The 23,080-nt window shown below is 59.7% G+C and carries 20 protein-coding genes and 1 riboswitch; of the genes, 4 read left to right on the top strand and 16 right to left on the bottom strand.

Annotated elements, in window-relative coordinates; genetic code table 11:
• Positions 1-97: 97 nt before the first annotated feature.
• The 9 genes from ACSEXS_RS03375 to ACSEXS_RS03335 all read right to left on the bottom strand — a co-directional run bounded on the left by ACSEXS_RS03375 (position 98) and on the right by ACSEXS_RS03335 (position 11,799).
• A complete protein-coding gene (locus tag ACSEXS_RS03375) occupies positions 98-1,741 on the bottom strand; it encodes a S1C family serine protease (protein WP_438431771.1) in 1,644 nt (547 codons plus the stop codon).
• A gap of 360 nt (positions 1,742-2,101) precedes the next feature.
• Positions 2,102-2,791, bottom strand: coding sequence for a 3D domain-containing protein (locus ACSEXS_RS03370; RefSeq protein WP_438431770.1), 690 nt, complete (start codon positions 2,789-2,791; stop codon positions 2,102-2,104).
• A 117-nt stretch (positions 2,792-2,908) separates the two neighbouring features.
• Positions 2,909-4,861 carry a threonine--tRNA ligase gene (thrS, locus tag ACSEXS_RS03365; protein ID WP_438431769.1) on the bottom strand — a complete coding sequence of 651 codons (1,953 nt, stop codon included), beginning with the start codon at positions 4,859-4,861 and terminating at the stop codon, positions 2,909-2,911.
• A 397-nt stretch (positions 4,862-5,258) separates the two neighbouring features.
• Positions 5,259-6,125 carry a sporulation protein YtxC gene (gene ytxC / locus ACSEXS_RS03360; RefSeq protein WP_438431768.1) on the bottom strand — a complete coding sequence of 289 codons (867 nt, stop codon included), beginning with the start codon at positions 6,123-6,125 and terminating at the stop codon, positions 5,259-5,261.
• Positions 6,126-6,233: 108 nt separating this feature from the next.
• The gene (gene mqnC / locus ACSEXS_RS03355; RefSeq protein ID WP_438431767.1) at positions 6,234-7,373 is read right to left on the bottom strand and encodes a cyclic dehypoxanthinyl futalosine synthase; all 1,140 of its coding nucleotides are present in this window, start codon (positions 7,371-7,373) and stop codon (positions 6,234-6,236) included.
• A gap of 125 nt (positions 7,374-7,498) precedes the next feature.
• The gene (locus ACSEXS_RS03350) at positions 7,499-8,674 is read right to left on the bottom strand and encodes a PLP-dependent transferase (protein WP_438431766.1); all 1,176 of its coding nucleotides are present in this window, start codon (positions 8,672-8,674) and stop codon (positions 7,499-7,501) included.
• Between the two features lie 2 nt (positions 8,675-8,676).
• The gene (locus tag ACSEXS_RS03345; RefSeq protein ID WP_438431765.1) at positions 8,677-9,846 is read right to left on the bottom strand and encodes a PLP-dependent transferase; all 1,170 of its coding nucleotides are present in this window, start codon (positions 9,844-9,846) and stop codon (positions 8,677-8,679) included.
• Positions 9,847-9,866: 20 nt separating this feature from the next.
• Complete coding sequence (gene metA, locus ACSEXS_RS03340) at positions 9,867-10,778, bottom strand: homoserine O-acetyltransferase MetA (RefSeq protein ID WP_438431764.1); 912 nt, start codon at positions 10,776-10,778, stop codon at positions 9,867-9,869.
• Positions 10,779-10,863: 85 nt separating this feature from the next.
• A riboswitch (SAM riboswitch) is annotated at positions 10,864-10,990 on the bottom strand.
• A 119-nt stretch (positions 10,991-11,109) separates the two neighbouring features.
• On the bottom strand, positions 11,110-11,799 hold the full coding sequence (locus ACSEXS_RS03335; protein WP_438431763.1) for an HAD family hydrolase: 690 nt from the start codon (positions 11,797-11,799) through the stop codon (positions 11,110-11,112).
• Positions 11,800-12,238: 439 nt separating this feature from the next.
• Between ACSEXS_RS03335 and corA the strand changes: the two genes are divergently transcribed.
• Entirely contained in the window at positions 12,239-13,174 is a 936-nt protein-coding gene (gene corA, locus ACSEXS_RS03330; RefSeq protein WP_438431762.1) for a magnesium/cobalt transporter CorA, read from the top strand.
• 90 nt (positions 13,175-13,264) lie between these two features.
• Here corA and ACSEXS_RS03325 read toward each other — a convergent pair whose 3' ends face one another.
• Together ACSEXS_RS03325 and ACSEXS_RS03320 are read right to left on the bottom strand one after the other, a co-directional pair.
• Positions 13,265-13,858, bottom strand: a complete 594-nt coding sequence (locus ACSEXS_RS03325; RefSeq protein WP_438431761.1) for a PD-(D/E)XK nuclease family transposase — start codon at positions 13,856-13,858, stop codon at positions 13,265-13,267.
• Between the two features lie 292 nt (positions 13,859-14,150).
• Positions 14,151-15,170 (bottom strand): HRDC domain-containing protein, encoded by a 1,020-nt coding sequence (locus ACSEXS_RS03320; protein WP_438431760.1) that lies wholly within the window; start codon positions 15,168-15,170, stop codon positions 14,151-14,153.
• A 278-nt stretch (positions 15,171-15,448) separates the two neighbouring features.
• Between ACSEXS_RS03320 and ACSEXS_RS03315 the strand changes: the two genes are divergently transcribed.
• Entirely contained in the window at positions 15,449-15,745 is a 297-nt protein-coding gene (locus ACSEXS_RS03315) for a DUF3055 domain-containing protein (RefSeq protein WP_438431759.1), read from the top strand.
• 56 nt (positions 15,746-15,801) lie between these two features.
• Here the strand turns inward: ACSEXS_RS03315 and ACSEXS_RS03310 are convergent, their stop codons facing one another.
• The 5 genes from ACSEXS_RS03310 to ACSEXS_RS03290 all read right to left on the bottom strand — a co-directional run bounded on the left by ACSEXS_RS03310 (position 15,802) and on the right by ACSEXS_RS03290 (position 20,754).
• Positions 15,802-15,978 carry a type II toxin-antitoxin system antitoxin gene (locus tag ACSEXS_RS03310; RefSeq protein ID WP_438431758.1) on the bottom strand — a complete coding sequence of 59 codons (177 nt, stop codon included), beginning with the start codon at positions 15,976-15,978 and terminating at the stop codon, positions 15,802-15,804.
• Positions 15,979-15,998: 20 nt separating this feature from the next.
• Entirely contained in the window at positions 15,999-16,841 is an 843-nt protein-coding gene (locus ACSEXS_RS03305; protein ID WP_438431757.1) for an SPFH domain-containing protein, read from the bottom strand.
• Positions 16,842-17,025: 184 nt separating this feature from the next.
• Positions 17,026-18,714, bottom strand: coding sequence for a dihydroxy-acid dehydratase (ilvD, locus tag ACSEXS_RS03300; RefSeq protein WP_438431756.1), 1,689 nt, complete (start codon positions 18,712-18,714; stop codon positions 17,026-17,028).
• Positions 18,715-18,889: 175 nt separating this feature from the next.
• Positions 18,890-19,606, bottom strand: a complete 717-nt coding sequence (locus ACSEXS_RS03295; RefSeq protein WP_438431755.1) for a TrkA C-terminal domain-containing protein — start codon at positions 19,604-19,606, stop codon at positions 18,890-18,892.
• A gap of 260 nt (positions 19,607-19,866) precedes the next feature.
• A complete protein-coding gene (locus ACSEXS_RS03290) occupies positions 19,867-20,754 on the bottom strand; it encodes a 5'-3' exonuclease (RefSeq protein WP_438433073.1) in 888 nt (295 codons plus the stop codon).
• Positions 20,755-21,066: 312 nt separating this feature from the next.
• On the opposite strand from ACSEXS_RS03290, the gene ACSEXS_RS03285 reads away from it, so the two are divergent.
• Entirely contained in the window at positions 21,067-22,047 is a 981-nt protein-coding gene (locus ACSEXS_RS03285; RefSeq protein WP_438431754.1) for a Gfo/Idh/MocA family protein, read from the top strand.
• Between the two features lie 108 nt (positions 22,048-22,155).
• Complete coding sequence (locus ACSEXS_RS03280; RefSeq protein ID WP_438431753.1) at positions 22,156-23,013, top strand: metallophosphoesterase; 858 nt, start codon at positions 22,156-22,158, stop codon at positions 23,011-23,013.
• Positions 23,014-23,080: the final 67 nt, after the last annotated feature.

Raw genomic sequence — 23,080 nt, 5'->3', positions numbered from 1 at the left:
TATTATTTCGCAAGTGCCGTTCCCTGTCCACAGGGGCAAAAAGAGCAGACTGAGCGGAATCTCCGTCAGTCTGCTCTTGCGGGAACGGGCCGTCCGTTTAGTTGTTGTTGGTCGTCGTCGACTGCTGCTTGGTGCTGTCCCCGATGGTGACGGTGATCTCCATCTTCTTGCCGTCGCGGACGAGGCCGAAGACCGCCTTGTCGCCCACCTTGAGCGTTTGGACCGTATCGACGAGCGCTTGACTCGTCTTGATTTCCTTGCCGTTGATCGAGGTGATGACGTCATAGGTCTTGATGCCGGCCTTGAAGGCGGGGCTGCCCATGATAACATCTTTGACAAGGGCTCCATTCGTGTTGCTGAGACCCAGCTCCTTCACATAAGCCTGCGGGATATTATCAAGCTGAACGCCCACGTAGGGAACCGGGTCCTTCGGAATGGTGACGTTGTTCTTCAGCTTGTCGACCACTTCGTTGATCGTGCTGATCGGCACGACGTAGCCGATCCCCTGCGCTTCGGAGTTGATCGCCGTGTTGATCCCGATGACTTCGCCGTTCATGTTCAGCAGGGGGCCGCCCGAGTTCCCCGGGTTGATCGAGGCATCGGTCTGAATCAGGTGCTTGTATTTGCGCACGGTGCTGCCGTCTTGGATTTCAATCGAGCGTTCTTTGGCGCTCAGCACGCCTACCGTAACGGTATGGTCCATGCCGTAGGGGTTGCCGATGGCGACGACCCAATCGCCGACGTTGGCGTTGTCGATATTGGCAGCCAGGGGAAGCGTCGGGAAGTCCTTCGTGCCCTTGATCTTCAGCACCGCCAGGTCGAGGTCGGAGCTGTGGCCGAGCAGCTCGGCGGTGTAAGGCTCATCGTTGCCTTCCACATACACCTGAATCTCATCCGCACCGGACACGACGTGCTCGTTGGTCAGGATGTAGCCGCTCTTCTCGAAGATGAACCCGGACCCGTAGCCCGCTACCTGCGGCTGCTGGTTCGATTGGCTCTGGCTGTTGTTCTCTTCGCTGCCGCCGAAGAATTGGCGGAACAGCGGATCGTCGAACAGCGAGGAGCTTGATCCGCGGCTCGAGGGTTTCTCCAAGGTCACGACCTTGACGACCGCCGGGCTGGAGTTCTGGACGATGGTCGGAATGTTATTCGGCCGGATCGAATCGACGACATTCTTGCCGCTGTTCGTCGTGCTGACGGTAGCGGCCGCCGTGTTGGCGCTGCCGGATGCGGCGACCGACTCGCCGGAAGTGAAGAGGTTGTACTTGTCGGCGCCGAACATGAGGCCGCCGGTGACGAGCGCCGTAGCGAGCACGGTCGCCATCGTGGACATGAACCGCGAGCGCTTTTTCTTGGGCGGCTGGCCGGCCGACCACTGGTAAGCCGGACGGGCGGCGGTATCCAGCGGGCGGACCTGCCGCGGCGGGGTCATCTCGACTTCGCCGGGCTGCATATTCTGGCGCGCCGATTCGTTGTCCTGCGATTTATAGGGGCCGTAGGAGTAATAGTACGGCTCGCCTTCTGTGGATTCGGAAGCGTCCGGCGAGCGGCTTCCCTCGGGAGAAGCCGAAGCCTCGATGCGGTCGCTCGCCCGTTCCTCGGCGGCAGGCGCTTCCTGCCGTTCGGTCGTGGAGTGCTCCATTTCAGCGCGGTCCGCTTGCTCTGCCGGACGGTCCGTTTCCGGCTCGCGATTCGAATTCGCCTTGAAGAAATCGTCGAACTGCCGTTTGTTGTCTTCCATAAGAAATGTACCTCCTCGTAAGGATGATATGATAGCGAGACGGTTGGCCTCGACTTGGTATTCCGGGGCGGGAGCCTTTTCCTGCTCCCTTCTCTTATCATTATCGCCAAAAAGCTTAATCGAACCTTAAAATCAACTAAAGGCTACCTAAAAAAGCAAGGAATCTTCGAAAAAACTTGCGGGAAAGTCCCCTTCCAGCATAACGGGCTATGTCCTTAAACACAAGACAAAGCCCCTTCTAAAAGATGGATCACAAAAGACATCGGCCGGGGTGTGCGTCGGGTATCCGAGCCATAGAATGCCAAAAAAGCGCCCGATGTCGGGCGCTTTCGGATGGGCAATACGTTGATGGGCAATACGTTAAGGAGCGGGGGACCCCGCCGCTTCCACAATGCCGTTCAGGCGGTCGAGCATGGCCTCGGTGACCTGGCCGTCGCCGCGCCGCAGCACCGATACCTTGACCTTTTTCTTGCCCCAGCGTTCATAGACCTGACGCTTGGTCTCGAAATACAGGTCGAGCTTCTTGCCCTTGATCGCGCTTCCCGTGTCAGCGACCACCCCGTACCCGTAACCCGGGATATAGAGGATGGTTCCGAGCGGGAAGACGGACGGATCGGCCGCGACGGTGGAGAACAGACCCTTGCGCACCCGGACGCCGGAATACGTGATTCCATACTCCGGATGGCCCGGCGATTTCCCGGTGGATTCGGGCCCGGCGTAATACCCGGTAGCGACGACCTCCACCGCCTGGAAATGCCGCGGCTCCAAAAAAGAGAAGGCTTCCGTCGAATGGTCCGCCGGAGCAGCGGGAAGCGGCTGAACCTCTGGAACCCGGACGGTTTGCCGTCCGATTCCCCCGGCAGAGGCCGCCTGCAAAGCCGGATGGCCCGGAAGCGGCGCATGCGGGTGTGCAGCCGCGTTTCCCAAGCCCGATCCCGCTGCAGCCGCCGGACGGTCCATCGCTAGCCCGGTTCCGGCCGCGGACAGCCCGGCGGCCAGAAGAAGACCGACCGGAAGCCAGATGGCCCGCCATTTCGAGCCGGCAAGCATGACATAGATCACCCTTTCGGTTAACGGTTCGGACGGTGTGTCCGATCCTTCCCCATAGGGTGACCCGAAGCCGGCGATTTATGCGTGCTATCTAAGCCGCGTTCGGCTTAGGTAAGCTTATTGTTCCGCGTCGCGGCTCTTGCGGCGGATGTCTGCCTGGATCAGCGCGATGGTCTCGTCGACGCTCTTCGCGCCGATATCGCCTTCTCCGCGCTTGCGGATGGAGAACGTGCCTTCCTCCGCTTCCTTCTCGCCAACGACGAGCATGTAGGGGATTTTCTCCAGCTGGGCTTCCCGGATCTTATAGCCCAGCTTCTCGTTGCGGCCGTCGTATTCGGCGCGGATGCCGGCGTCGAGCAGCCGTTCCGTTACTTCCTTGGCATAGGGTTCAAGAGCCGTCGTGACCGGCAGCACCTTCGCTTGGGTCGGAGCAAGCCAAGTCGGCAGCGCCCCGGCAAAGTTCTCCAGCAGGTAGGCCGTCATGCGTTCGGCCGTACTGATGATGCCGCGGTGAATGACTACCGGACGGTGCTTTTGGCCGTCGTCGCCGACATATTCCAATTCAAACCGCTCCGGCAGCAGGAAGTCGAGCTGTGCCGTGGAGAGCGTCTCTTCCTTCTTCAGCGCCGTCTTGATCTGCACGTCCAGCTTCGGCCCGTAGAAGGCCGCTTCGCCTTCCGCTTCGTAATAGGGCAGGCCGAGCTCTTCGACGACTTCCTTCAGCATGCGCTGGGACATTTCCCACATCTCATCGTTGGGGAAGTATTTTTCCGTATCCTTGGGGTCCCGATACGACAGACGGAAGCGATATTCCTTGATTCCGAAGTCCTCATAGACCTGCTTGATGAGGTTGATGACGCGGGCGAACTCTTCCTTGATCTGATCGGGACGGCAGAAGATGTGCGCGTCGTTGAGCGTCATCGCCCGGACGCGGTGCAGCCCCGTCAGGGCGCCGGACATTTCGTAGCGGTGCATCGTGCCGAGCTCGGCGATCCGCAGCGGCAGGTCGCGGTAGCTGCGCATGTCGCTCTTGTACACCATCATGTGGTGCGGGCAGTTCATCGGACGCAGCACCAGCTCTTCGTTGTCGTCGAGCACCATCTTCGGGAACATGTCCTCCTGATAGTGATCCCAGTGTCCGGAAATCTTATACAGCTCCACATTGGCCAGCACCGGCGTATAGACGTGGCTGTAGCCGAGCCGCTCCTCCAGATCGACGATATAGCGTTCCATGGTGCGGCGCAGCTTGGCTCCGGCCGGCAGCCAGATCGGCAGGCCCTGTCCGACCTCGCGCGAAAAGGTGAAGATTTTCAGCTCCTTGCCCAGCTTGCGGTGGTCGCGCTTCTTGGCTTCCTCCAGCAGGAAGAGATGCTCGTCCAGTTCGGCCTTCTTGGCAAACGCCGTGCCGTAGATGCGCTGGAGCATCTTGTTCTTGGCGTCTCCCCGCCAGTAAGCGCCGGCCACGTTCAGCAGCTTGAAGGCCTTGATCCGGCCGGTCGAGGGAACGTGCGGACCGCGGCACAGGTCGAAGAATTCGCCCTGGTCGTAGATGCTGATGACGGAATCCTCCGGCAGATCGGTGATCAGCTCAACCTTCAGCGGATCGCCGAGCTGCTCATAGATCCGCAGCGCCTGCTCGCGGGAAACCTCGCGGCGGGTGATCGGCAGGTTTTCCTTGACGATCTTGTCCATTTCCTTCTCGATCTTGGCCAGGTCTTCCGAGGAAATCGGCGTGTCCAGATCAATATCGTAGTAGAACCCGTCTTCGATCACGGGCCCGACGCCCAGATGCACATTCTCCGCCCCATATAGGCGCTTGATCGCCTGCGCCATCAGATGCGCGGTGCTGTGCCGCATGATGAAGAGCCCGTCCGGGCTGTCCAGCGTCACGATCTCCACCGCCGCGTCTTCCGTAACCGGCGTTGTCAGGTCCACCAGCTTGCCGTTCACCTTGCCGCCCACCGCATTCTTCTTCAATCCCGCACTGATCGATTCGGCGATCGATTCCACGGTTACGCCGGCCGCATATTCGCGCACCGCGCCGTCCGGCAGCGTCACTTTGATTACCATCCCTCAAGCACTCCTTTGTCGTGTTAGGCTAAATAAACATAAAAAACACGCTTCGTCCCCAGGGACGAGCGCGTGTTGGTCTCGTGGTTCCACCCTACTTTGACAGCGTCCGTCCGCATTCGAAAGCCGCTGTCCTCTGGCATCCGGTACCGGGGATGAACCGGCGGCGGATACTGACCGAGGGCAGCCGTCTTTCGGCCGCATGTCGGCGTTCCCAGCCGCTGCTGCAAAGGGGTAAATCCGCCGCCCTCCGGAAGAGGCTTCCACCCGTGCCTCTCTCTCTGAACCGTATGCGGAAGATTCGTGTCTTTGGTCAACGCGTTTTGCTTGTGGCACTTACTATTATTATAAAAACGGCTCCGCCGGAAGTCAACTTCGACCCCGCGGAGCGCCCCGATTATTTGGCGATGCTGTCGCAAAGAATCACCCGGTCCTCGAAGATCTGGCGGATGGTTCGAATCACCTGTGCTTCCGGAAACCCCGTATGGATGTAAATCCGTTCCGGCGCCATGGTGATAAGCGAGCTTACGATCAGGTCCTCGAAGTTGAGCTCCTTCTCCAGCGTCTCATAGGAGATGCCTTCCGACCTCACCGGCTCGAGCGCCTCCATTTTGTCGTCGAGCAGCTCGAATTCGGAGCCGCCGCGATGCAGAACATGAACCGAAGGGATTTTCACCTGCTGGACCAAGACGAAATATTTGAGCAGGGCGATGAATTCCTGGTACTGCTTATCCATGAGATACTCATCCACGGCGTAATCGGCCGTTTCCTTCAATTCCTTGCGGTACCCGGCCAAGCGGAATTCCATCACGCCTTCGACGTTGACGATCCCATGCGTCTGCAGGCAGTCCTCGATCGCGTCGGCCAATTCCTTGAACAGACGAATCGCCTGCGTTTTCCTGCGGGCCGGCTCCTCCCCCGATTCGCCCGGCAAACGGCAGTACGCCAGGAGCTTCTCGAGATCGGACTCGGTCTTGTACCGGTATTCGCGGGCAAAAATTTGCTTCAGAAGCGCGTCCTCTTCGTCTTCCAAGATGAACCGGGCGACGGCGCGGGCGAGCTCGCGCCGGACCCGCTTGCGCTCCGCCGCGCTCCATTTGTCTTCCCCGATGCGGGAGCAGCGAAACAGGCGGTGGCCGGCATAGGCCTCCATATCGAGCGAGACGAGAAAGGACAGCGTCCCGATCTGCTGAACAAGCTTTTCCCGAAGCTTACCGGCTCTCGCGTCCGGGCCCTTCATGAGCGCGATCCTGAACTGATCCAAGCGTAAGCACCCCCCGGGCCTTATCGGTCTTGCGACACAATAAAGTATATGGCCCGGGGGGTGGCGATATACAACCAAGTATTTGGCAGGAAAACGGCGGTTAGCGGATCAATTTTGCATGATGAAGTCCTTCTCCACCGCCGAATCCTCCTGGAAGGTGCGGAGAATCTCGTAGCGGGTGTTGCGCTGGGCGGGAATCTTGCCCGCCTCGCGAATCAGCGCAAGCGTCGAGCCGATGTTGACCTTGTGCGTAGTTCCGGCGGCGGACACGACATTCTCCTCGATCATGGTGCTGCCGAAGTCGTTGCAGCCGTAGGAGAGCGTGAGCTTGCCGATCTCCGGTCCCATCGTTACCCAAGAGGCTTGGAAATTCGGGATATTGTCGAGGAAGATGCGGCTGATCGCCAGCGTCTTCAGGTACTCCTCAGGGGTCGCCTTTTCCGTCTTGCTCATGTTGGTGTTGTCCGGCTGGAAGGTCCAGGGGATAAACGCGAGAAACCCGGGTGTCGGATGGCCCGCGCGCTGCGTGCGGTCTTGGGCGTCGCGGATGCGCTCCATATGCAGGACCCGCTCCTCCAGCGATTCTCCGAAGCCGATCACCATCGTTCCCGTCGTGCTCATCCCGACGGAGTGGGCGGTCTCCATCACCCGCATCCAGTCGGTCCACGAGCCCTTCTTCCGGCTGATCTTGCTGCGGGTCCGGTCGTCGAGAATCTCCGCTCCGCCTCCCGGCAGCGAATCCAGTCCGGCGGCATGCAGGTCGCGGACGACCTGCACAAGCGTCAGCCCGTCCGATACCTCCTGCATCTTCAGGATTTCCGCCGGGGAGAACGAGTGCATGGTGATACCGGGGAACCGTTCCTTAATCGCCTTCAGCAGATCGGTGTAATACCGGAAGGGAAGCTCCGGGTTCGTCCCGCCCTGCATGAGGATTTCGGTTCCGCCAACGTCGAGGGTCTCCTGGATTTTGCGGAAAATGGTCTCGTCGGGAAGCACGTAGCCCTCCGGAGAACCGGGCGGGCGGTAGAAGGCGCAAAACCGGCAATAGGTATCGCAAATATTGGTATAGTTGATGTTTCGGCCAATGACGAAGGTCGCCACCGGATCGGGATGCCATTTTTGCATGATTCGGTTGGCCGTGTGGCCCAGCTTCTCGATTTCGTCCGACTCAAACAGGGTGATTCCGTCCTCGACGGTCAATCGTTCCCCGAGTAAAGCCCGGGCTAAAATGTGATCCACTTTCTTCATCTCGCGTCTGTCCCCTCTCCCGAAAGCTTGTCGGAAATGTGTCCAACCCTACGTTTCTATGGTAGCACATCCCAGGTCCGGGCGTCGAACGGGACGACTTAACGGAGAAGGCGAACCGATTCGGGTTAGCGGGCCAGGGCCTGCTCCAAGTCGGCAATCAGGTCGTCCGCATCCTCGAGCCCCACGGAGAAGCGCAGGAGTCCGTCGCCGATCCCGCGGGCATGGCGGACTTCCTGCGGCATGGACGCATGCGACATGAGCGCCGGATACGACAGGATGCTTTCCACGGCGCCGAGGCTGACGGCCACGAGCGGCAGACGAACCTTGTCCATCAACCGCCGTGCGGCTTCGCCGCTGCCGGTGTCAAAGGAGACGACCGCCCCGTAGCCGCTGGACTGGCGTTCGTGGATTTCGCGTCCCGGATGGTCCGCAAGCCCGGGATAATAGACCCGCGCGATATCGGGGCGCTCCGCCAGCCAGGCGGCCAGCTTGCGCGCGCTGCGCTCGGAGTGCTCCATCCGCGCCTGAAGCGTCTTCATCCCGCGCATGAGCAGCCAGGAATCCTGCACGCCGAGCACCGAGCCGAGGCTGTTCTGCAGCATTTTCAGCCGGACCGCGATGTTCTCGTCCGCCGCCACGGCGAGTCCGGCGAGCAGGTCGCTGTGGCCGCCGAGGAACTTGGTTGCGCTGTGCAGCACGACATCCACTCCCTGCTCGATCGGGCGCTGATGGTAAGGGGTCATGAAGGTGTTGTCGAGCAGAGTGAGCAGGCCGCACTCCTTGGCCCAGGCGGCGACCGCCGCCACATCGGTAATCTTCAGCGTCGGGTTGGAGGGCGTCTCCATATAGACCGCCTTGGTATTGTCCTTCAAGGCCGCCCTCACGGCGTCCAGATCGGTCATGTCGACGAAGGTCGTCTCAATCCCGAGCCGGCTGGCGACGACGGTGAGAAACCGGTACGTACCGCCGTAGACGTCTTCGGTGCAGATCAGGTGATCGCCCGCGGACAGCAGCAGGAAGGCGGTGGAAATCGCCGCCATCCCGGAGGCGAAGGCGAAGCCGCGCACGCCGCCCTCCAGCCCGGCGATATAATCCTCCAGCGCTTGGCGGGTCGGATTGCCGGAGCGGGTATAGTCGTACTGCGGCGGCGCGTCGATCGAGGCGTGATGGAAGGTCGAGGCCTGATACAGCGGGACGCTGGAGGCGCCGGTTGCTTGGTCGACCTCGGCTCCGAAATGGATCAGACGGGTGGCGAATTGATCCCCGGTCTTCGAGGTGCGGCGTTCTTCGGAATGGCTCATGGTCAGCGGTCCCCTTTCGCGTGCAATTCGGCTTCCGCCGCGGCGAGCGCCTGGCCGAGGTCGGCGATCAGGTCGTCGGCGTGCTCGATGCCGACCGAGAAGCGCAGCAGCCGGTCATCGACGCCGACCCGCCTGCGTATGTCCTCGGGAATGTCGGCATGCGTCTGCACGGCCGGATACGTCATCAGCGATTCGACGCCGCCCAGGCTCTCGGCGAAGGCGATCAGCTTGATGTGGCGCAGGATCGGCTCGACGAGACCGGCCTCCTTCACCTTGAAGGAGAAGATGCCGGTGTTGCCCGAAGCCTGACGCCGCTGGATCTCGTAACCGGGGTGGTCGGGCAGGCCGGGATGGAACACCTCGGCGATCAGCGGATGCGCCTGCAGGTACCGGGCGACGGTAAGCGCATTCGCCTCATGGCGCTCCATCCGGAGCGCGAGCGTCTTCATGCCGCGGATGAGCAGCCACGAATCCTGCGGGCCGAGGACCGCCCCGTACGAATTGTGCAGGAAGCCCATCCGCTCGGACAGCTCCTTGCCCTTGGTCACGATCAGCCCGGCGAGCACATCGTTGTGCCCGCCGAGGTATTTCGTGGCGCTGTGGACGACGACATCCGCTCCCAGCGTAAGCGGACGCTGGAAGAAGGGGGTGAGCAGGGTGTTGTCGACGATGGTGAGGAGCCCGTGCCGCTTCGCCCAGGCGCTCACCTCGGTCAAATCGGTGACCATCATCAGCGGATTGGTCGGCGTCTCGATCAGCACCGCCTTGGTCGCGGAACATCGGTGCTCTTCAAGCGCGGCCAAATCGTTCGTATCGACGTAGCTCGCGTTGACGCCGAACCGGGTCATGATCTGCTCCAGCAGGCGGAAGGTGCCGCCGTACAGATCGAGCGACACGAGCAGATGGTCGCCCTGCTGAAACAGCGCGAACACCGTCGTGAGCGCCGCCATGCCGGAGCTCGTGGCGAAGCCGGCGTCGCCGCTTTCGAGCTCGGCCGCCGCTTGCTCCAGCACGGTGCGGGTCGGGCTTTTGGTGCGCGAATAATCGAACCCGGTGCTTTGTCCGAGCGCCGGATGCCGGAACGCGGTGGAATGGTAGATCGGGAAATTGACGGCTCCCGTGCCGGGTTCGCTGATCGAACCAATCTGGGCGAGGCGGCTTTCGATTTTCATGGGCGGATTCCTCTCCTGTCTTATATGCTCCAGTCGAACGGCGTTTCCTGATAGACATAATAATTCAACCAATTGGAGAACAGCAGGTTCGCGTGTCCCCTCCACAGGGTCATCGGTTCGCGTTCGGGATCGTTGCCCGGGTAATAATGGCTCGGAATCCGGACGTCCATGCCCTTGGCGATATCGCGGTCATACTCCCACTTGAGCGTGTATGGGTCGTATTCGGAGTGGCCGGTCACGAAGATCTCGCGCCCGTCCCGCGCGGTTACGAGATAGACCCCCGATTCCTCGGATTCCGACAGGATGGTCAGCTCGGGAGCCTTCTCGATATCCTCGCGGCGGACCTCCGTGTGCCGGGATTGCGGGACATAGAATACGTCATCGAAGCCGCGCAAAAGCTTCACATTGCGGCGGGTGACCGTATGCGGGAAGACGCCGAACATCTTTTCCGGGAGCGGATGCTTGGGTACGCCATAATGGTGGTAGAGGCCGGCCTGAGCGGCCCAACAGATATACAGCGTCGAAGTGACATGATCTCTCGCCCAGCTCATGATCTCTTGAAGCTCCTGCCAGTAATTCACTTCCTCGAAGGGCAGCGTCTCGACCGGCGCGCCGGTGATGATCATTCCATCCCAGAATTGGCCGCGGATGTCCTCGAAGGTTTGGTAAAAGGCGTCGAGGTGCTCGCTCGAGGTATTCTTGGATTGATGCGTCTTCGGATGAAGCAGCACGGCTTCGACTTGCAGCGGCGTGTTGCCGATGAGCCGGAGCAGTTGGGTCTCGGTCGTCTCCTTGTTCGGCATCAGGTTCAGGATGGCGATCTTGAGGGGGCGGATGTCTTGGTGGAATGCTCGGGATTCATCCATGACAAAGATATTTTCCCCGCTTAGAATTTCTTTGGCGGGCAAGTGGTCGGGAACTTTAATCGGCACATCCTTCACTCCTTGTCGTCATGTAAAAATAAAAGGCCTTTCTCGATAGAGAAAGGCCGCTCGTCACCACTGGTTCGCGTGTCCTCTCTCATCTCTCAGATCCGCGCTTCTTCCGCGTTCTGCAAGAATTAGCACCGTGCGCCCCCTTGCGAAAAGGTTTGCCGGTTGCCGGGTGTCATCGGGCTCGTCCCTACACCTACTCTTGATAAGAGCAACAACTTATTCAATTGTTCTGAAAATTAACTTTACTGTAATGGAAAAAGACCCGGGCGTCAAGCAAAACGTGAAGGGTTCTCTGCGGCTGTGCCCGCAGCTTGTCCGGCTTCTTGCTTCACGATCGGCCTGCCTCGGCCGTCTGCAGGAGGCCCTCCAGCTCCAGCAAGGAGAATACCGTAAAGTCGGGCTCCGCCCCCTGCGTCCAAACGCTGCCGGTCCGATTGATCCAGCAGGTCCGAATCCCTTCCCGGCGCGCGCCGAGAACATCGCTGACCGAATCGCCGATATGCAGAATCTCGCTTGGTTGCACTCCGTAGTACCGGATGACTTCTTTAAACATCCGATTGCGGTCGTCGTTCTTGTACGAACGGTGCTCCTCCGACGTAAACAGCTTGATTCCGTAAGCTGCGCAGAAATCGGGGATCATCGCCTCATCGGCGTCGCTCACGATGCACACCTTCCGGGTGTTCATCAGCTTTCCCAGAAACTCCGCCGTCTCTTCATAAAAAGGCGCCGCCCGGTGCTCGCGGAACAGAATATCGACGGCTTCCTCCGCATCAAAGCTTCGTCCGGTCTCGGCGAAGTAGGCTGCAAAGCTGCGTCCGTATACCTCCTGCAAGGAGACGAACGCGCCGGATGTGTGACTCAGGGCCCACTGATCGAAAAAGTGACCCCGCAGCGCCCCTGCGCAAGTCTCCGCCAGGGACGGGGCATAGTCGCCCTGCAGAATCGGCTTCCATACCTGCTCTCGGCGGCTGTCGATATTGACCAGCGTTTGAAACAAATCCAAACTGACGAGCTCCATCTTCGTTCCCGCTCCCCTTGAGTAGTAACCCCTTTCTATAGGCCTGCTCTGATCTTAGCCTACTTTCTCCTCGGATCAAAGCAAAAAATCCGGTCTCTCCGGCAGCTTGCCTCTCCGCTTCGGAAACTTCCGCAAACCTTCACATAATATGCCGATAGGGGTGTCTTGAACAATGGGATTGTCCACGGTATACTAGACAAGTTAGAGCGTACTCCCCCCTTGCTGGCGGGGCTTTTTGTTCGTCTCTGACCGATTTCATCTTCGAAAGGGGTGCAGGCGAATGGACGGAGACCGACCTAGGAGTAGAATGCAACAAATCGAGAAAGCTATGAGCAACAGCCGGTGTCCGCACATGCCGCCATCCTCTCGCCGATGAAGAGCCTGTGTGCCGGCTGTTTCTTCCCGCATGTTCCGTTATGGGAGAAGGAGAGTGACAGCCATGAAAGTGCGCCTGGTGCAAAATGGGGTATTTACGCTGGTCGAGGACGTGGCGAATTGCGTTGCCGCGCCCGAGAGCGGCTTTTATTGGATTGACGCGGAAGTCGAGGACCTGGAGCTGTTGCAGCCCCTGTTCCACCTGCATGATCTCGCGGTGGAGGACTGCATGACGGAGGAGGAACAGCGGCCCAAGCTGGAAATCTACGACGCCCAGTATTTTATCGTCATCAACAGCATTCGCTTCGACGACGAGGAAATCTTCCTCCGGGCCTTGAACGTCTTCCTCGGAAGGCATTATATCATCACCGTCACCAAGCAGAAGATCAACGAGCTGCGCAAGCTGAAGCCGATTCTCTGGGAAGAAGAGGTCAACTCCTCCGACCGCTTCCTGTATCACCTGATCGACCTCGTGGTCGACAATTATTTTCTGGTCGGCGACCGCATCGAAGACCGCATCGAGAATCTGGAGGAGCAGATTCTCATGAACACGAAGAAGACCCACTTGAACGAGATCATCGGGCTGCGAAGCGAGATTCTCTGGCTGAAGCGGGTGCTCGGTCCACAGCGGGATCTGATCGCCTCCCTCAACAAGAAGGAGCTTCGCCTGATCGACAACCAACTGCAGAAGTACTTCGGAGACATCTACGAGAACGCCGTTAAGATCGCCGACACGTTCGATACGTTCCGCGATTTGATGGGAAACTTGCGCGAAGCCTACCAATCGAGCGTCGCCAACCGCGCGAACGAAATCATGCGCGTGTTCACGGCGCTGACCACGATCTTCATGCCGCTAACCTTCATCACCGGCATCTATGGAATGAACTTTGAATTCTTACCCGGCAAGGACATTCCCGGCGGAGAGTACATCGTGCTGGGCGGCATGTTCCTTCTCGGGGCGCTGATGCTCTATTTCTTCCGCAAGAAGGATTGGCTATGAACGAACTGGGCCGATTTCCCGATCCGAATCTTTTTGCCCCGGCAAAAAGATTCGGATTTTTGCTTTTCGGCAGCCAGGGCTTCCGCTCGGTTATCGAAGCGTTTCCAGTTCCTCCGCTGGCAACCCCGTCACTTGGGCAACCATCTCGAGAGCAAGCCCCATTGACAGCATCCTAGCGGCCACTTCCTGAAGTCCTTCTTTCACACATTCTGGGACGCTCATTTCCATTCTTTCTTGACGGAACCGCTCTTCTTCTGCTCGAAGCCTCTCCCTTTTGTCGCGGAGCGTTTCCATTTCATCTCGAAGCCGCTCTCTCTTGTCGCGAAGCTTCTCCTTCTCCTCACGAAGCTTCTCCTTCTCCTCACGAAGCTTCTCCTTCTCCTCACGAAGCTTCTCCTTCTCCTCACGAAGCTTTTCTTTCTCCTCTCGAAGCTTTTCTTTCTCCTCTCTGCTCCCTTCCTCGAAGGACGCCTGATCGTGCAAGTACTTCTGCCGAGCTTCGTACACAAGCCGCGCTTTCGAATCCTGGCTCAAATACTGCAGGGTCTCCATCGCTTTTTCCAATCCGGTCTCGTTCATCTTCAGCACCTTCCAATGGGTAGGATCTGTCCCTTTCAGGAACAACAGCCAATTGATTAGTCCGTCCTCACTCGAAGGCCGGTCATCCAGCTTGGGCAATTCCACGTCGGTCTTCCTTAAGGGGGAACACATTTTGATACTGCCGAAAATCCGTTTGAACACAAAATCGACCCGAGGATCGAGCGGGTCAGGCAATGGCAAAGGCTTCCCTCTTTACCCATTATAGCAAACCGTTAGAAAAGCGACGAACATTCGGGCATCCGATTGGGGTAAAACAATCCGGACCGGTCGCGGGTTGCTAAGCAAACAACCCGGTTCTGCAACAAGACGATTTCGCCTCGCGCAGAACCGGGTACGTTAGCTTAGTCCATTGCAGAAACACCAGCGTCCAGCAGGCTCAGGCCCGGCTTTCGGACACGGACACGAGTTCCTCCCCTTCCTTCAACCGCCGCCGATGGCAAATTCGCTCAAGCCGCAGCCATTCGTAGGTCTGCTCGACTTCCTTGCTGCCGGCTTCGGCGGCAGGCATGAGACGGTTCACAACAGGCCTCAGGTACCGGTCGCCGAGCTCGCAGAACAGCTGTTCCGCCATCTCCCGAAGCTCCGGTTTGACATGGGCGAGCTCCGTTTCCAACAACCGGTCCATGTCGCACCCCTCCCGGTTCAGCTCCTCCAGGTGGTTGAGAATGTCTCTTCGGCTCGTCTTCAACGCCTTGGCCAGTTCGCCCAGGCCGTCTCCTTGGGCAAGACGGTCCATAATCTGTTTCCGGTGCTCCAGCCGGTCCGCCTGCTGGCGAAACCGCTCCCGCTCCGTCAATACCTGCCAAGCGGCGAAGTCGTCGGGATGAACGGCGGCCGCTACCCAATCGAGCGGGAAAGGGGTCTCCGGCGCATACTCTCCGGTGATCGCCAGAATCTCGGCGCCGTAAGCCTTCAATCGGTTATCGCCGATGCCCGGGATCTGCGCGAGCTCCTCCGGCGTCTGCGGCAGAAAAGCCGAAATCATCTGCAGCATTCGGTTCGAGGCGATGATGTAAGCGGATTTGCCTTCCTGCTTGGCATGCTCCCGTCGCCAGAGCCTGAGCCGCTCGAAAGCGTCCGGTCGGTAGTGATGCTCGCTGTAGCAGTACAAGAGCTGAACGCGGCGGCTGAACACGAAGCCCTTCTCCTCCGCAAGCGTCTCAATCAGCGGAGCATAGCCTTCGCTCTGCTTGGTTTTCAAGCCCAACCGGAATCGGTCCATGAGCTGCATCCAGGACGCCCCTTCAAACCACATCTCTTCCGTTGCCTCCTCGCCTTCTCCGCAGCTCCACCAGATTTGCCAACCCTCTTCCGCTTGTTGAATGCCGAGCCGAGCCTGCTCCTTCTCCCCGGCATCGCCGGTCCGCTCGAAGCTGTTCAGAAATACCAAACTCATTGAAACCCCTCCCCATGGATTCAACCGGAACGGCAAAAAGCACCTCCCGCCGCCGAAGCGGCAAGAGGTGCTTCCTCACGTTGCCTGATTTGACTTCATCTTACCATCAATCCCACGAAGTGACAAGCCGAATTGGAGCCCTGTCCGCTTCGTGAAAGGTTTCGTTTCCATCGAGCGTCGGGGAGAGATTCCGCTTATCCCGTTTTCGCCTTGATTGAACCGAAGGTTCCCGGTACGATGAGAAGGAAAACCGACGATTCTTCCAAGGAGGCCTGACCATGAGCGCCGAATTCGATTATCTGTACGACACGACCGAAGCGACTTCCACCCGCTTCGTCTCCTTCATCGGCCCGGCCCTGCGCCGGTTCGATCTGGCCTTGACCCAATCGGGCCGGTTCTACGGCAAGACGCTGGTTACGGATATGCAGACGGGACGAACGGCCATTCTCGCCGCCGATGACCTGGAGCAGGAGGGCTATTTGGAATCGCATTACGGACTGTCGGAGGAGGAAGCCGGCGAGCTGGCCGAATTCCTCCTCCCGGTGCTGGGTACGGTGAATTTCACCGACATCTGAGAACGGAGGTCGCTGCATGGAGCGGAGCTTATGGCCGTCCGTTCAGCCAGGCTCCGTTATTCTTCGGGCGGAGCGTTCTTGCTGCGCGGAAGCCGGCCGGAGCGCTTCAGCGCCTCCCGCAGCAGGAACTCCAAATGGCTGTTCACGCTGCGGAATTCCTCGGCCGCCCACCGTTCCAGCGCTTCATAGAGTTCCGGGTCGATGCGGAGGGGAAAGCTCTTTTTCGGGGCCATGGCTTCACGTCCCTGCCGCTCTAGTAGAGCGAACCGGCGTTGATGATCGGATTCGCTCCCCTCTCGGAGACGATGGCGACCATCAGGTTATTGATCATCGCCGCCTTGCGCTCCTCGTCGAGCTCGACCACGCCGCTTTCCTTCAACTGCTTGATCGCCATATCGACCATGCCGACGGCTCCTTCGACGATGATCTGCCGCGCCGAGAGGACGGCCGCGGCCTGCTGGCGTTGCAGCATGGTGCTGGCGATCTCGGTGGAGTAGGCCAGATGCGTCAGTCGGGCCTCCAGCACCCCCACTCCGGCGATGGACAACCGGCCCTGCAGCTCCTCGGCCAGCTCCGAAGCGATCTCTTCGGCATTGGCCCGAAGCGACAGGCCCGTGCCGGTCAAGCTGTCGTAGGGATACTTGCTGGCCACATGCCGAAGCGCCGTCTCGCTCTGGATCTCGACGAACTTCATGTAGTTGTCCACGTCGAACATCGCTTTAGCCGAATCCACTACCTTGAAGACGACGACCGCGGCGATCTCGATCGGATTGCCCTCGACGTCGTTGACCTTCAGCTTGACGCTGTTGAAGTTGCGCACCCGCAGCGAGACCGCCTTGCGGATGCTGAAGGGCACGACGGCCCAGAGCCCGCTCTTGTTGATGGTACCGACATACCTGCCGAAGAACATGACCACGACCGCCTTATTCGGCTGAACCACAGTGATGCAGGTTGTAAGCAGGGCAGCAACGACAATGAGCAGAGCCGGAACCGTATTGTAGTCCTCGGCCAAGCCGTAGATGGCTCCCCCTGCGCACAGCGCGATGGCCAGCACCACCCAGAATCCGCTAATCGGGCGAAGCAGCTTTTCGTTCATTTCCCAACGCCTCCACCAAATCAATTTGATATCATGATGATATCACTTTTGGTTTTCAATGTAAATTGGCAATAGACCGAGCAAACCAAAAAAAGCGAACCAAAGCGGAAAGCATTCCGCTCGGTTCGCTTTTTGGCCTATTCGGACGGGATCGGCGCTTAGAGCAGGCCGACCCCCGCTTGGGTCAGATCTTCAGAATACCGCCCATGCTGGCATTCGTTACCAGCTTGGAGTAACGGGCCAGGTAGCCTGACTTGATCTTCGGCTCGAAGCCCGGCCATTCGGCGCGCCGGCGCTCCAGCTCTTCCTCGCTCACCTTCAGTTCGATGCGGCGGCCGATGAGGTCGAGCTCGATGATATCGCCGTCGCGGACGAAGGCGATCGGACCGCCCTCCGCCGCTTCCGGCGAAATATGGCCGATGCTGATGCCGCGCGATGCGCCCGAGAAGCGGCCGTCGGTGATCAGGCCGACCTTGGCCCCAAGGCCCATGCCGACGATCTGCGAGGTCGGGGCGAGCATCTCCGGCATGCCCGGACCGCCCTTCGGACCTTCGTAGCGGATGACGACGACATGGCCTTCCTTGACTTTGCCGCCGGCGATGCCGGCGAGCGCGTCTTCCTGGGAGTCGAAGCAGATCGCCGGGCCGACATGGCGGCCGCCGACGGACGGATCGACCGCGCCGACCTTGATGATGCTGCCCTCGGGGGCGAGGTTGCCGAACAGCACGGCCAGGCCGCCCCGTTCGCTGTGCGGGTTCTCCAGCGGATGGATGACCGCCGGGTCCTGGATCTCGCAGCCTGCCACGTTCTCGGCCAGCGTCTTGCCCGTCACCGTGATGCACTCGCCGTTCAAAGCGCCCGGTTTCTTCAGGAGTTCGTGGATAATGGCGCTGACGCCGCCCGCGCGGTGCACATCCTCAATGTGATAATCGGAAGCCGGGGCGATCTTCGCCAGATGCGGCACGCGGTTGGCCACTTCGTTGATCCGCTCGATCGGGTACTCGATGCCCGCTTCGGCTGCGATGGCGAGCGTGTGCAGCACCGTGTTCGTCGAGCCGCCCATCGCCATGTCGAGGGCGAAGGCGTTGTCGATCGCGTCCTGCGTGACGATGTCGCGCGGCTTCAAATCGAGCTTGATCAGCTCCATGAGCTGGCGCGCCGACTTCTTGACGAACTCGCGGCGGTCCTCGGAGATCGCGAGAATCGTGCCGTTGCCCGGCAGGGCGATGCCCAACACCTCGGCGAGGCAGTTCATCGAGTTGGCGGTGAACATCCCCGAACAGGAGCCGCAGGTCGGGCAACCGTACTGCTCCAGCTCATACAGGCTGTTCTCGTCGATGTGGCCGGCCTGATAAGCGCCGACGCCCTCGAACACCGAGGTCAGTGACAGCGCTTTGCCTTTGCTGTCCCGACCGGCCTTCATCGGCCCGCCGCTGACCATAATCGTCGGGATGTTGACGCGCATCGCGCCCATGATCATGCCCGGCGTGATCTTGTCGCAGTTCGGAATGCAGACCATTCCGTCGAACCAGTGCGCGTTCACCACCGTCTCGACGGAATCGGCGATGATCTCGCGGCTCGGCAGCGAGTACCGCATCCCGATATGCCCCATGGCGATGCCGTCGTCGACGCCGATGGTATTGAATTCAAAAGGAACGCCGCCCGCCTCGCGGATCGCTTCCTTGACGATCTTGCCGAATTCCTGCAGATGCACGTGCCCGGGAATGATATCGATATAGGAGTTGCAGACCGCAATGAACGGCTTGCCGAAATCCTCTTCCTTCACTCCGGCTGCCCGGAGCAGGCTCCGATGAGGGGCCCGGTCAAACCCTTTGGTGATCATATCGCTGCGCTTTTTCACTGCTGGTGCCATTGTTCAGTCCGCCTCCCGCGTATGGAATCCATGCTTCGTTTCACCAATTCTATCACGTTTGGCGGATAGTTGACATGCCCGCGGGAGGTTGGGGCAAAAGCATTTTTCAATCCGCCGCATAAAAGGGTTCTATCGGATCGCCTCCGTTTCCGCAGCAACCGCAGCCGATTATCGCCTAATCTTCCAAGCTGGCGGCCTTCATCTCGTCGACCACCTTTTCGTGCATCTCCTTCAGTTCCCTTTTGAAATCTCTCTCAATTACTCCCTTGTCGCCGTACAGATAGAGGACGTCGCCCGCCTCGATCGTTTCCTGGCCCAGCTTGCAGCGCAGCCGAACCTCGCCTCGCTGGATGAACAGCAAGAGGATGTCCTCGTCTTCGCCGAACAGCTCTCCCACCCGTTTGCCGCAATACGAGGAATCCTCGTAGATGGCCACCGAGGTAAACAAATCCTCGGGAGTCGAATAGAGCACTTCCTGGATGGGCAGCTCATGCAGCTCAAACTCCTCCTCCAGCTCATGGATGAAGTACCTCTCGGCCCGCCGGGCAAAAAACGGACTGCGCACAAAAAGGAGCAGAATCCCCAAGATAGCCAGTGCCAGGCCGAGCGGAAGAATGCGGAAGCTCTCCGCCAGAATGGTGCTGAAGGACGAGATGAGCACCGCAAGCGACAGCGCCCCAAACAGGATCAGGCCGATCCCGATCCTCCGGCGGATCGGATGGCGGAGGATCAGCTCCGACTCCTTGGTGGTGAATCCCGTACCCGTCATCATCGAAAGCGCCTGAAACCGGGCGATCGGCTTCTTGAGTCCCGACAGGCGGAGCAGCGCTACCGAGATCTCCAGCACCACCACAATGATTCCAAAATAGAAAACGACGAATATCAGCCCCATACCGGCCCTCCTTTCTCACTCCAAAAGAAAGCCGACCCCTCCGCGCGGCTTCCGCTATCATTCATTCCCCTTCCAAATGAAAGTGAATCAACGGACCGAATGATAAAATAAACCATTTGCCGATTCGCCAAGCAAGCCGCTTCCCCGAAAAAAACAAGCTCCCTCCACCTTTCATGAGGGAGCTTGCCGCAATGGATTCGTATTTGCTTCATTCCCCTACCGGTGGGCAGGATGCCGCCGCTTGGTTCCTATCGGCAGCGCTACACGGCAAACGGATCCAGGTCCGGCGCCGCGTGAAGATCCAGCAGTTTCCCGAGGCTGCCAAGCTCCAACTCCTCGAACTTGTGCAGCGCCGATTCGCGCGACAGGTTGACGAGGCCGCAAGCGGACAGCTCGCAGGAGAGGGGAACGTCGATCCGAATGCGGGCCAGGTCGCGCGACAAATGAAGCATGTCGAGATTCGCTTCGATCTTGCTCCGCACTCCCTTCGGCAGCTTGTCCAGGTTCTCCAGCACGCCTTCGATGGAACCGTAATCGAGGAGCAGCTTGAGCGCCGTTTTCTCGCCGATGCCTTTGACGCCGGGATAATTGTCGCTCGTGTCGCCCATGAAGCCCTTGAGATCGACGACCTGCGCCGGCGTGAGCTGCTTCAGGGAAGCGAGCGACTCCAGGGTATAAACCGTGTAGTTGCCTCTGCCTTTGGCCATAATGGCCACCTTTACCCGCTCCGCCACCAATTGCAGCATATCGTGATCGCCGGTCAGAATGGAAACCTCGGCCTCGGCGCTCAACCGGCTCGCCAGCGTGCCGATGCAATCGTCCGCCTCATAGCCGACGATGCCCACGCTCAGGATGCCCATGGCGTCGGTAACCTCGCGGATGAGGCTGAACTGCGGCACGAGGTCGGCGGGCGGCTCGGCTCGATTGCCCTTGTACGCGGCAAACTGCTCGGTGCGAAACGTCTTGCTGCCCATGTCCCAGCAGCAGATGACATGCGAGGGTCCGAAGGTGGCAAGCGCGTCGAACAGATACTGAAGGAAGCCGTAGATGGCATTGGTCGGAACGCCTGCGCTCGTCCGCCGGATGTAGCCGCTATACGAGGTGGCGTAATACGCGCGGAACAAGAGCGCCATTCCGTCTACCAGCATGACATGGTTGGCCGGCTCCGCTGCGGGGGTTGGTAGGTTGGTTTGCAAAAGGGAGAGCCTCCTTCGTCGATGGCCGCCGGTTGCGGATCGACCGTGATCATCGTGTCTCTCCATTCTACCATGTTTTTGTCCACCGCGTCCGCCGTAAAGGAAAGCCATTTTCCCACCGTAACCAATCCGACAATTCTGGAAGGATATCACAGGATCGTCACAGGGAAGCCGTGTTTCCGATATCGCCGGATGTGCTATGATGAACGGGTCGAAGAAGTCCGTACCGCCTATTTAACCAATGGAAAAGAGGATGATCTTCCGATGATCCGAGTGGCCATGCTCAGCTTTTGGCACGTTCATGCAAACGATTACGCCATGCAGGCCGAAAAACACCCCGATACCGAAATCACCGCCATCTGGGACGAAATTCCCGAGCGTGGCAAAGCGGAAGCCGCCAAACGGGGGGTGAAGTATTACGACCGGCTGGAGGACCTGCTGGAAGACGATTGCATCGACGCAGTTATCGTAGACACCCCGACGAGCCTGCACCGCGACGTCATGGTCGGTGCAGCCCTGAACGGCAAGCACATCTTCACCGAAAAGGTCATTGCCGCCACGGAGCAGGAAGCCCGCGAGGTGGTGGACACGGCCCGCGAAAACGGCGTGAAGCTGACGGTGTCCCTGCCCCACCTGAACGAAGGGTACACCCTCGCCATTCAAAAGGTGCTGAAGGAAGGCTTGCTCGGCGATCTGACGCTGGTCCGTACAAGGCTCTCCCACAACGGGGCGACGGGCGGCTGGCTGCCCGGCCACTTCTATAACAAAGCCGAATGCGGCGGCGGCGCGCTCATCGATCTGGGCTGCCATCCGATGGTTTTGGCCCGCCTGTTCCTCGGGATGCCAAACCGCGTCAGCGCCACCTTCGGCTACGTGACCGGCAAAGAGGTGGAGGACAACGCGGTGGCCGTCCTTGGGTTTGGAACCGGAGCCTGCGCCGTCGTCGAAGCAGGCTTCGTCAATGCCCGGTCGCCCCTCTTCCTGGAGCTTCATGGCACCAAGGGAACGCTGATCTACGGCGCGCCTCAGGCCGACCGGCTCTACCTCAGCACCGAGGACACCGACGGGTGGCAGGAGTTGCCCCTGGAGAACCGGCGGGAATCGGCCTTCGAGCAGTGGGTCGGCCATATGGTAAACGGCACCGACGACGCCGAGAACGTGGGCCTGGCTTTCGATTTGTCCCGGCTGATGGAAGCGGCTTACCGGTCCGTGCGGGAAAACCGGCCGGTCTCTCTTGATAATTGAAGTTCATCCGGCAAGGCGTTCCGGTCATCGGGACGCCTTTTTTTGACGGCAGCGCCGGGGCATGCTTTACTTGAAAGAAATGGAACCTTGCGGAAGGCGGGATACTCCTTGAAAAGCAGGATAGCCGTGCCGCTGCTCATCATCGGCCTACTACTCGCCCTCTTCGTCTTCTCCTACATCCAGAACAACCTCCTGTCGTTCACCCGGTTTACCGTCACCTCGGGGCGTCTCCCGGCGGCCTTTACCGGGTACCGGATCGTCCAGCTCTCCGACCTGCACGGCAAAAACTTCGGCTTCGGCCAGCGTCCGCTTCTGAAGGCGGTCCGCAAGGAACGGCCGGATGTGATTGTCTTTACCGGCGATCTCATCGATACCGATACGTCCGGCAACCGTTCCCGCAGCATGACCCTCATGCGGGGTCTGGTCGAAATCGCGCTCGTCTATTGGGTGAGCGGCAACAACGACAGTGTTCCGGGCTTCGCCAGCCTGGAAAGCGAGCTGACGAAGGCCGGAGTCCACGTGTTGGCAAACCGGGGCACTCCCCTCTCCCGCAGCGGCCAGCGCATCTGGCTGTCCGGCATCGATGATCCGCTGTTCGGGTCGCCTTCGGGCAGCCGGGACACCGAAGCGATTGTCAACGAGAACATGGACCGGTCGACGGCAGACCGGCCCGAAGGGCTGTATTCGCTGCTCTTGGCGCACCGGCCGGAGCTCTTCCCTTTTTACGCGGGCAAAGGCTTCGACCTCATCTTCGCCGGGCACGCCCACGGCGGGCAGATCCGTCTCCCTTTTCTCGGACCGCTGTATGCGCCGGATCAGGGCTTCTTTCCGAAGCTGACCGAGGGGCTTCACCGGAACGGGTCGTCCGCGATGGTGATCAGCCGCGGACTCGGCAACAGCGATATCCCCCAACGGCTGTTTAACCGGCCGGAGATCGTGGTCGTGACGCTGGAGACCGCTCCCTGATCGCCGGCTTCATGAAGCTGTCGAACGTCCTGGACTGCCCGAAACCGAACGAAGAAGCACGGTTCCT

This window comes from Gorillibacterium terrae, assembly GCF_051594785.1.
Classification (GTDB): Bacteria; Bacillota; Bacilli; order Paenibacillales; family NBRC-103111; genus Gorillibacterium.
The sequence above is the reverse complement of the archived record's forward strand: the minus strand, read 5'-3'. Positions and strand labels throughout refer to the sequence as shown.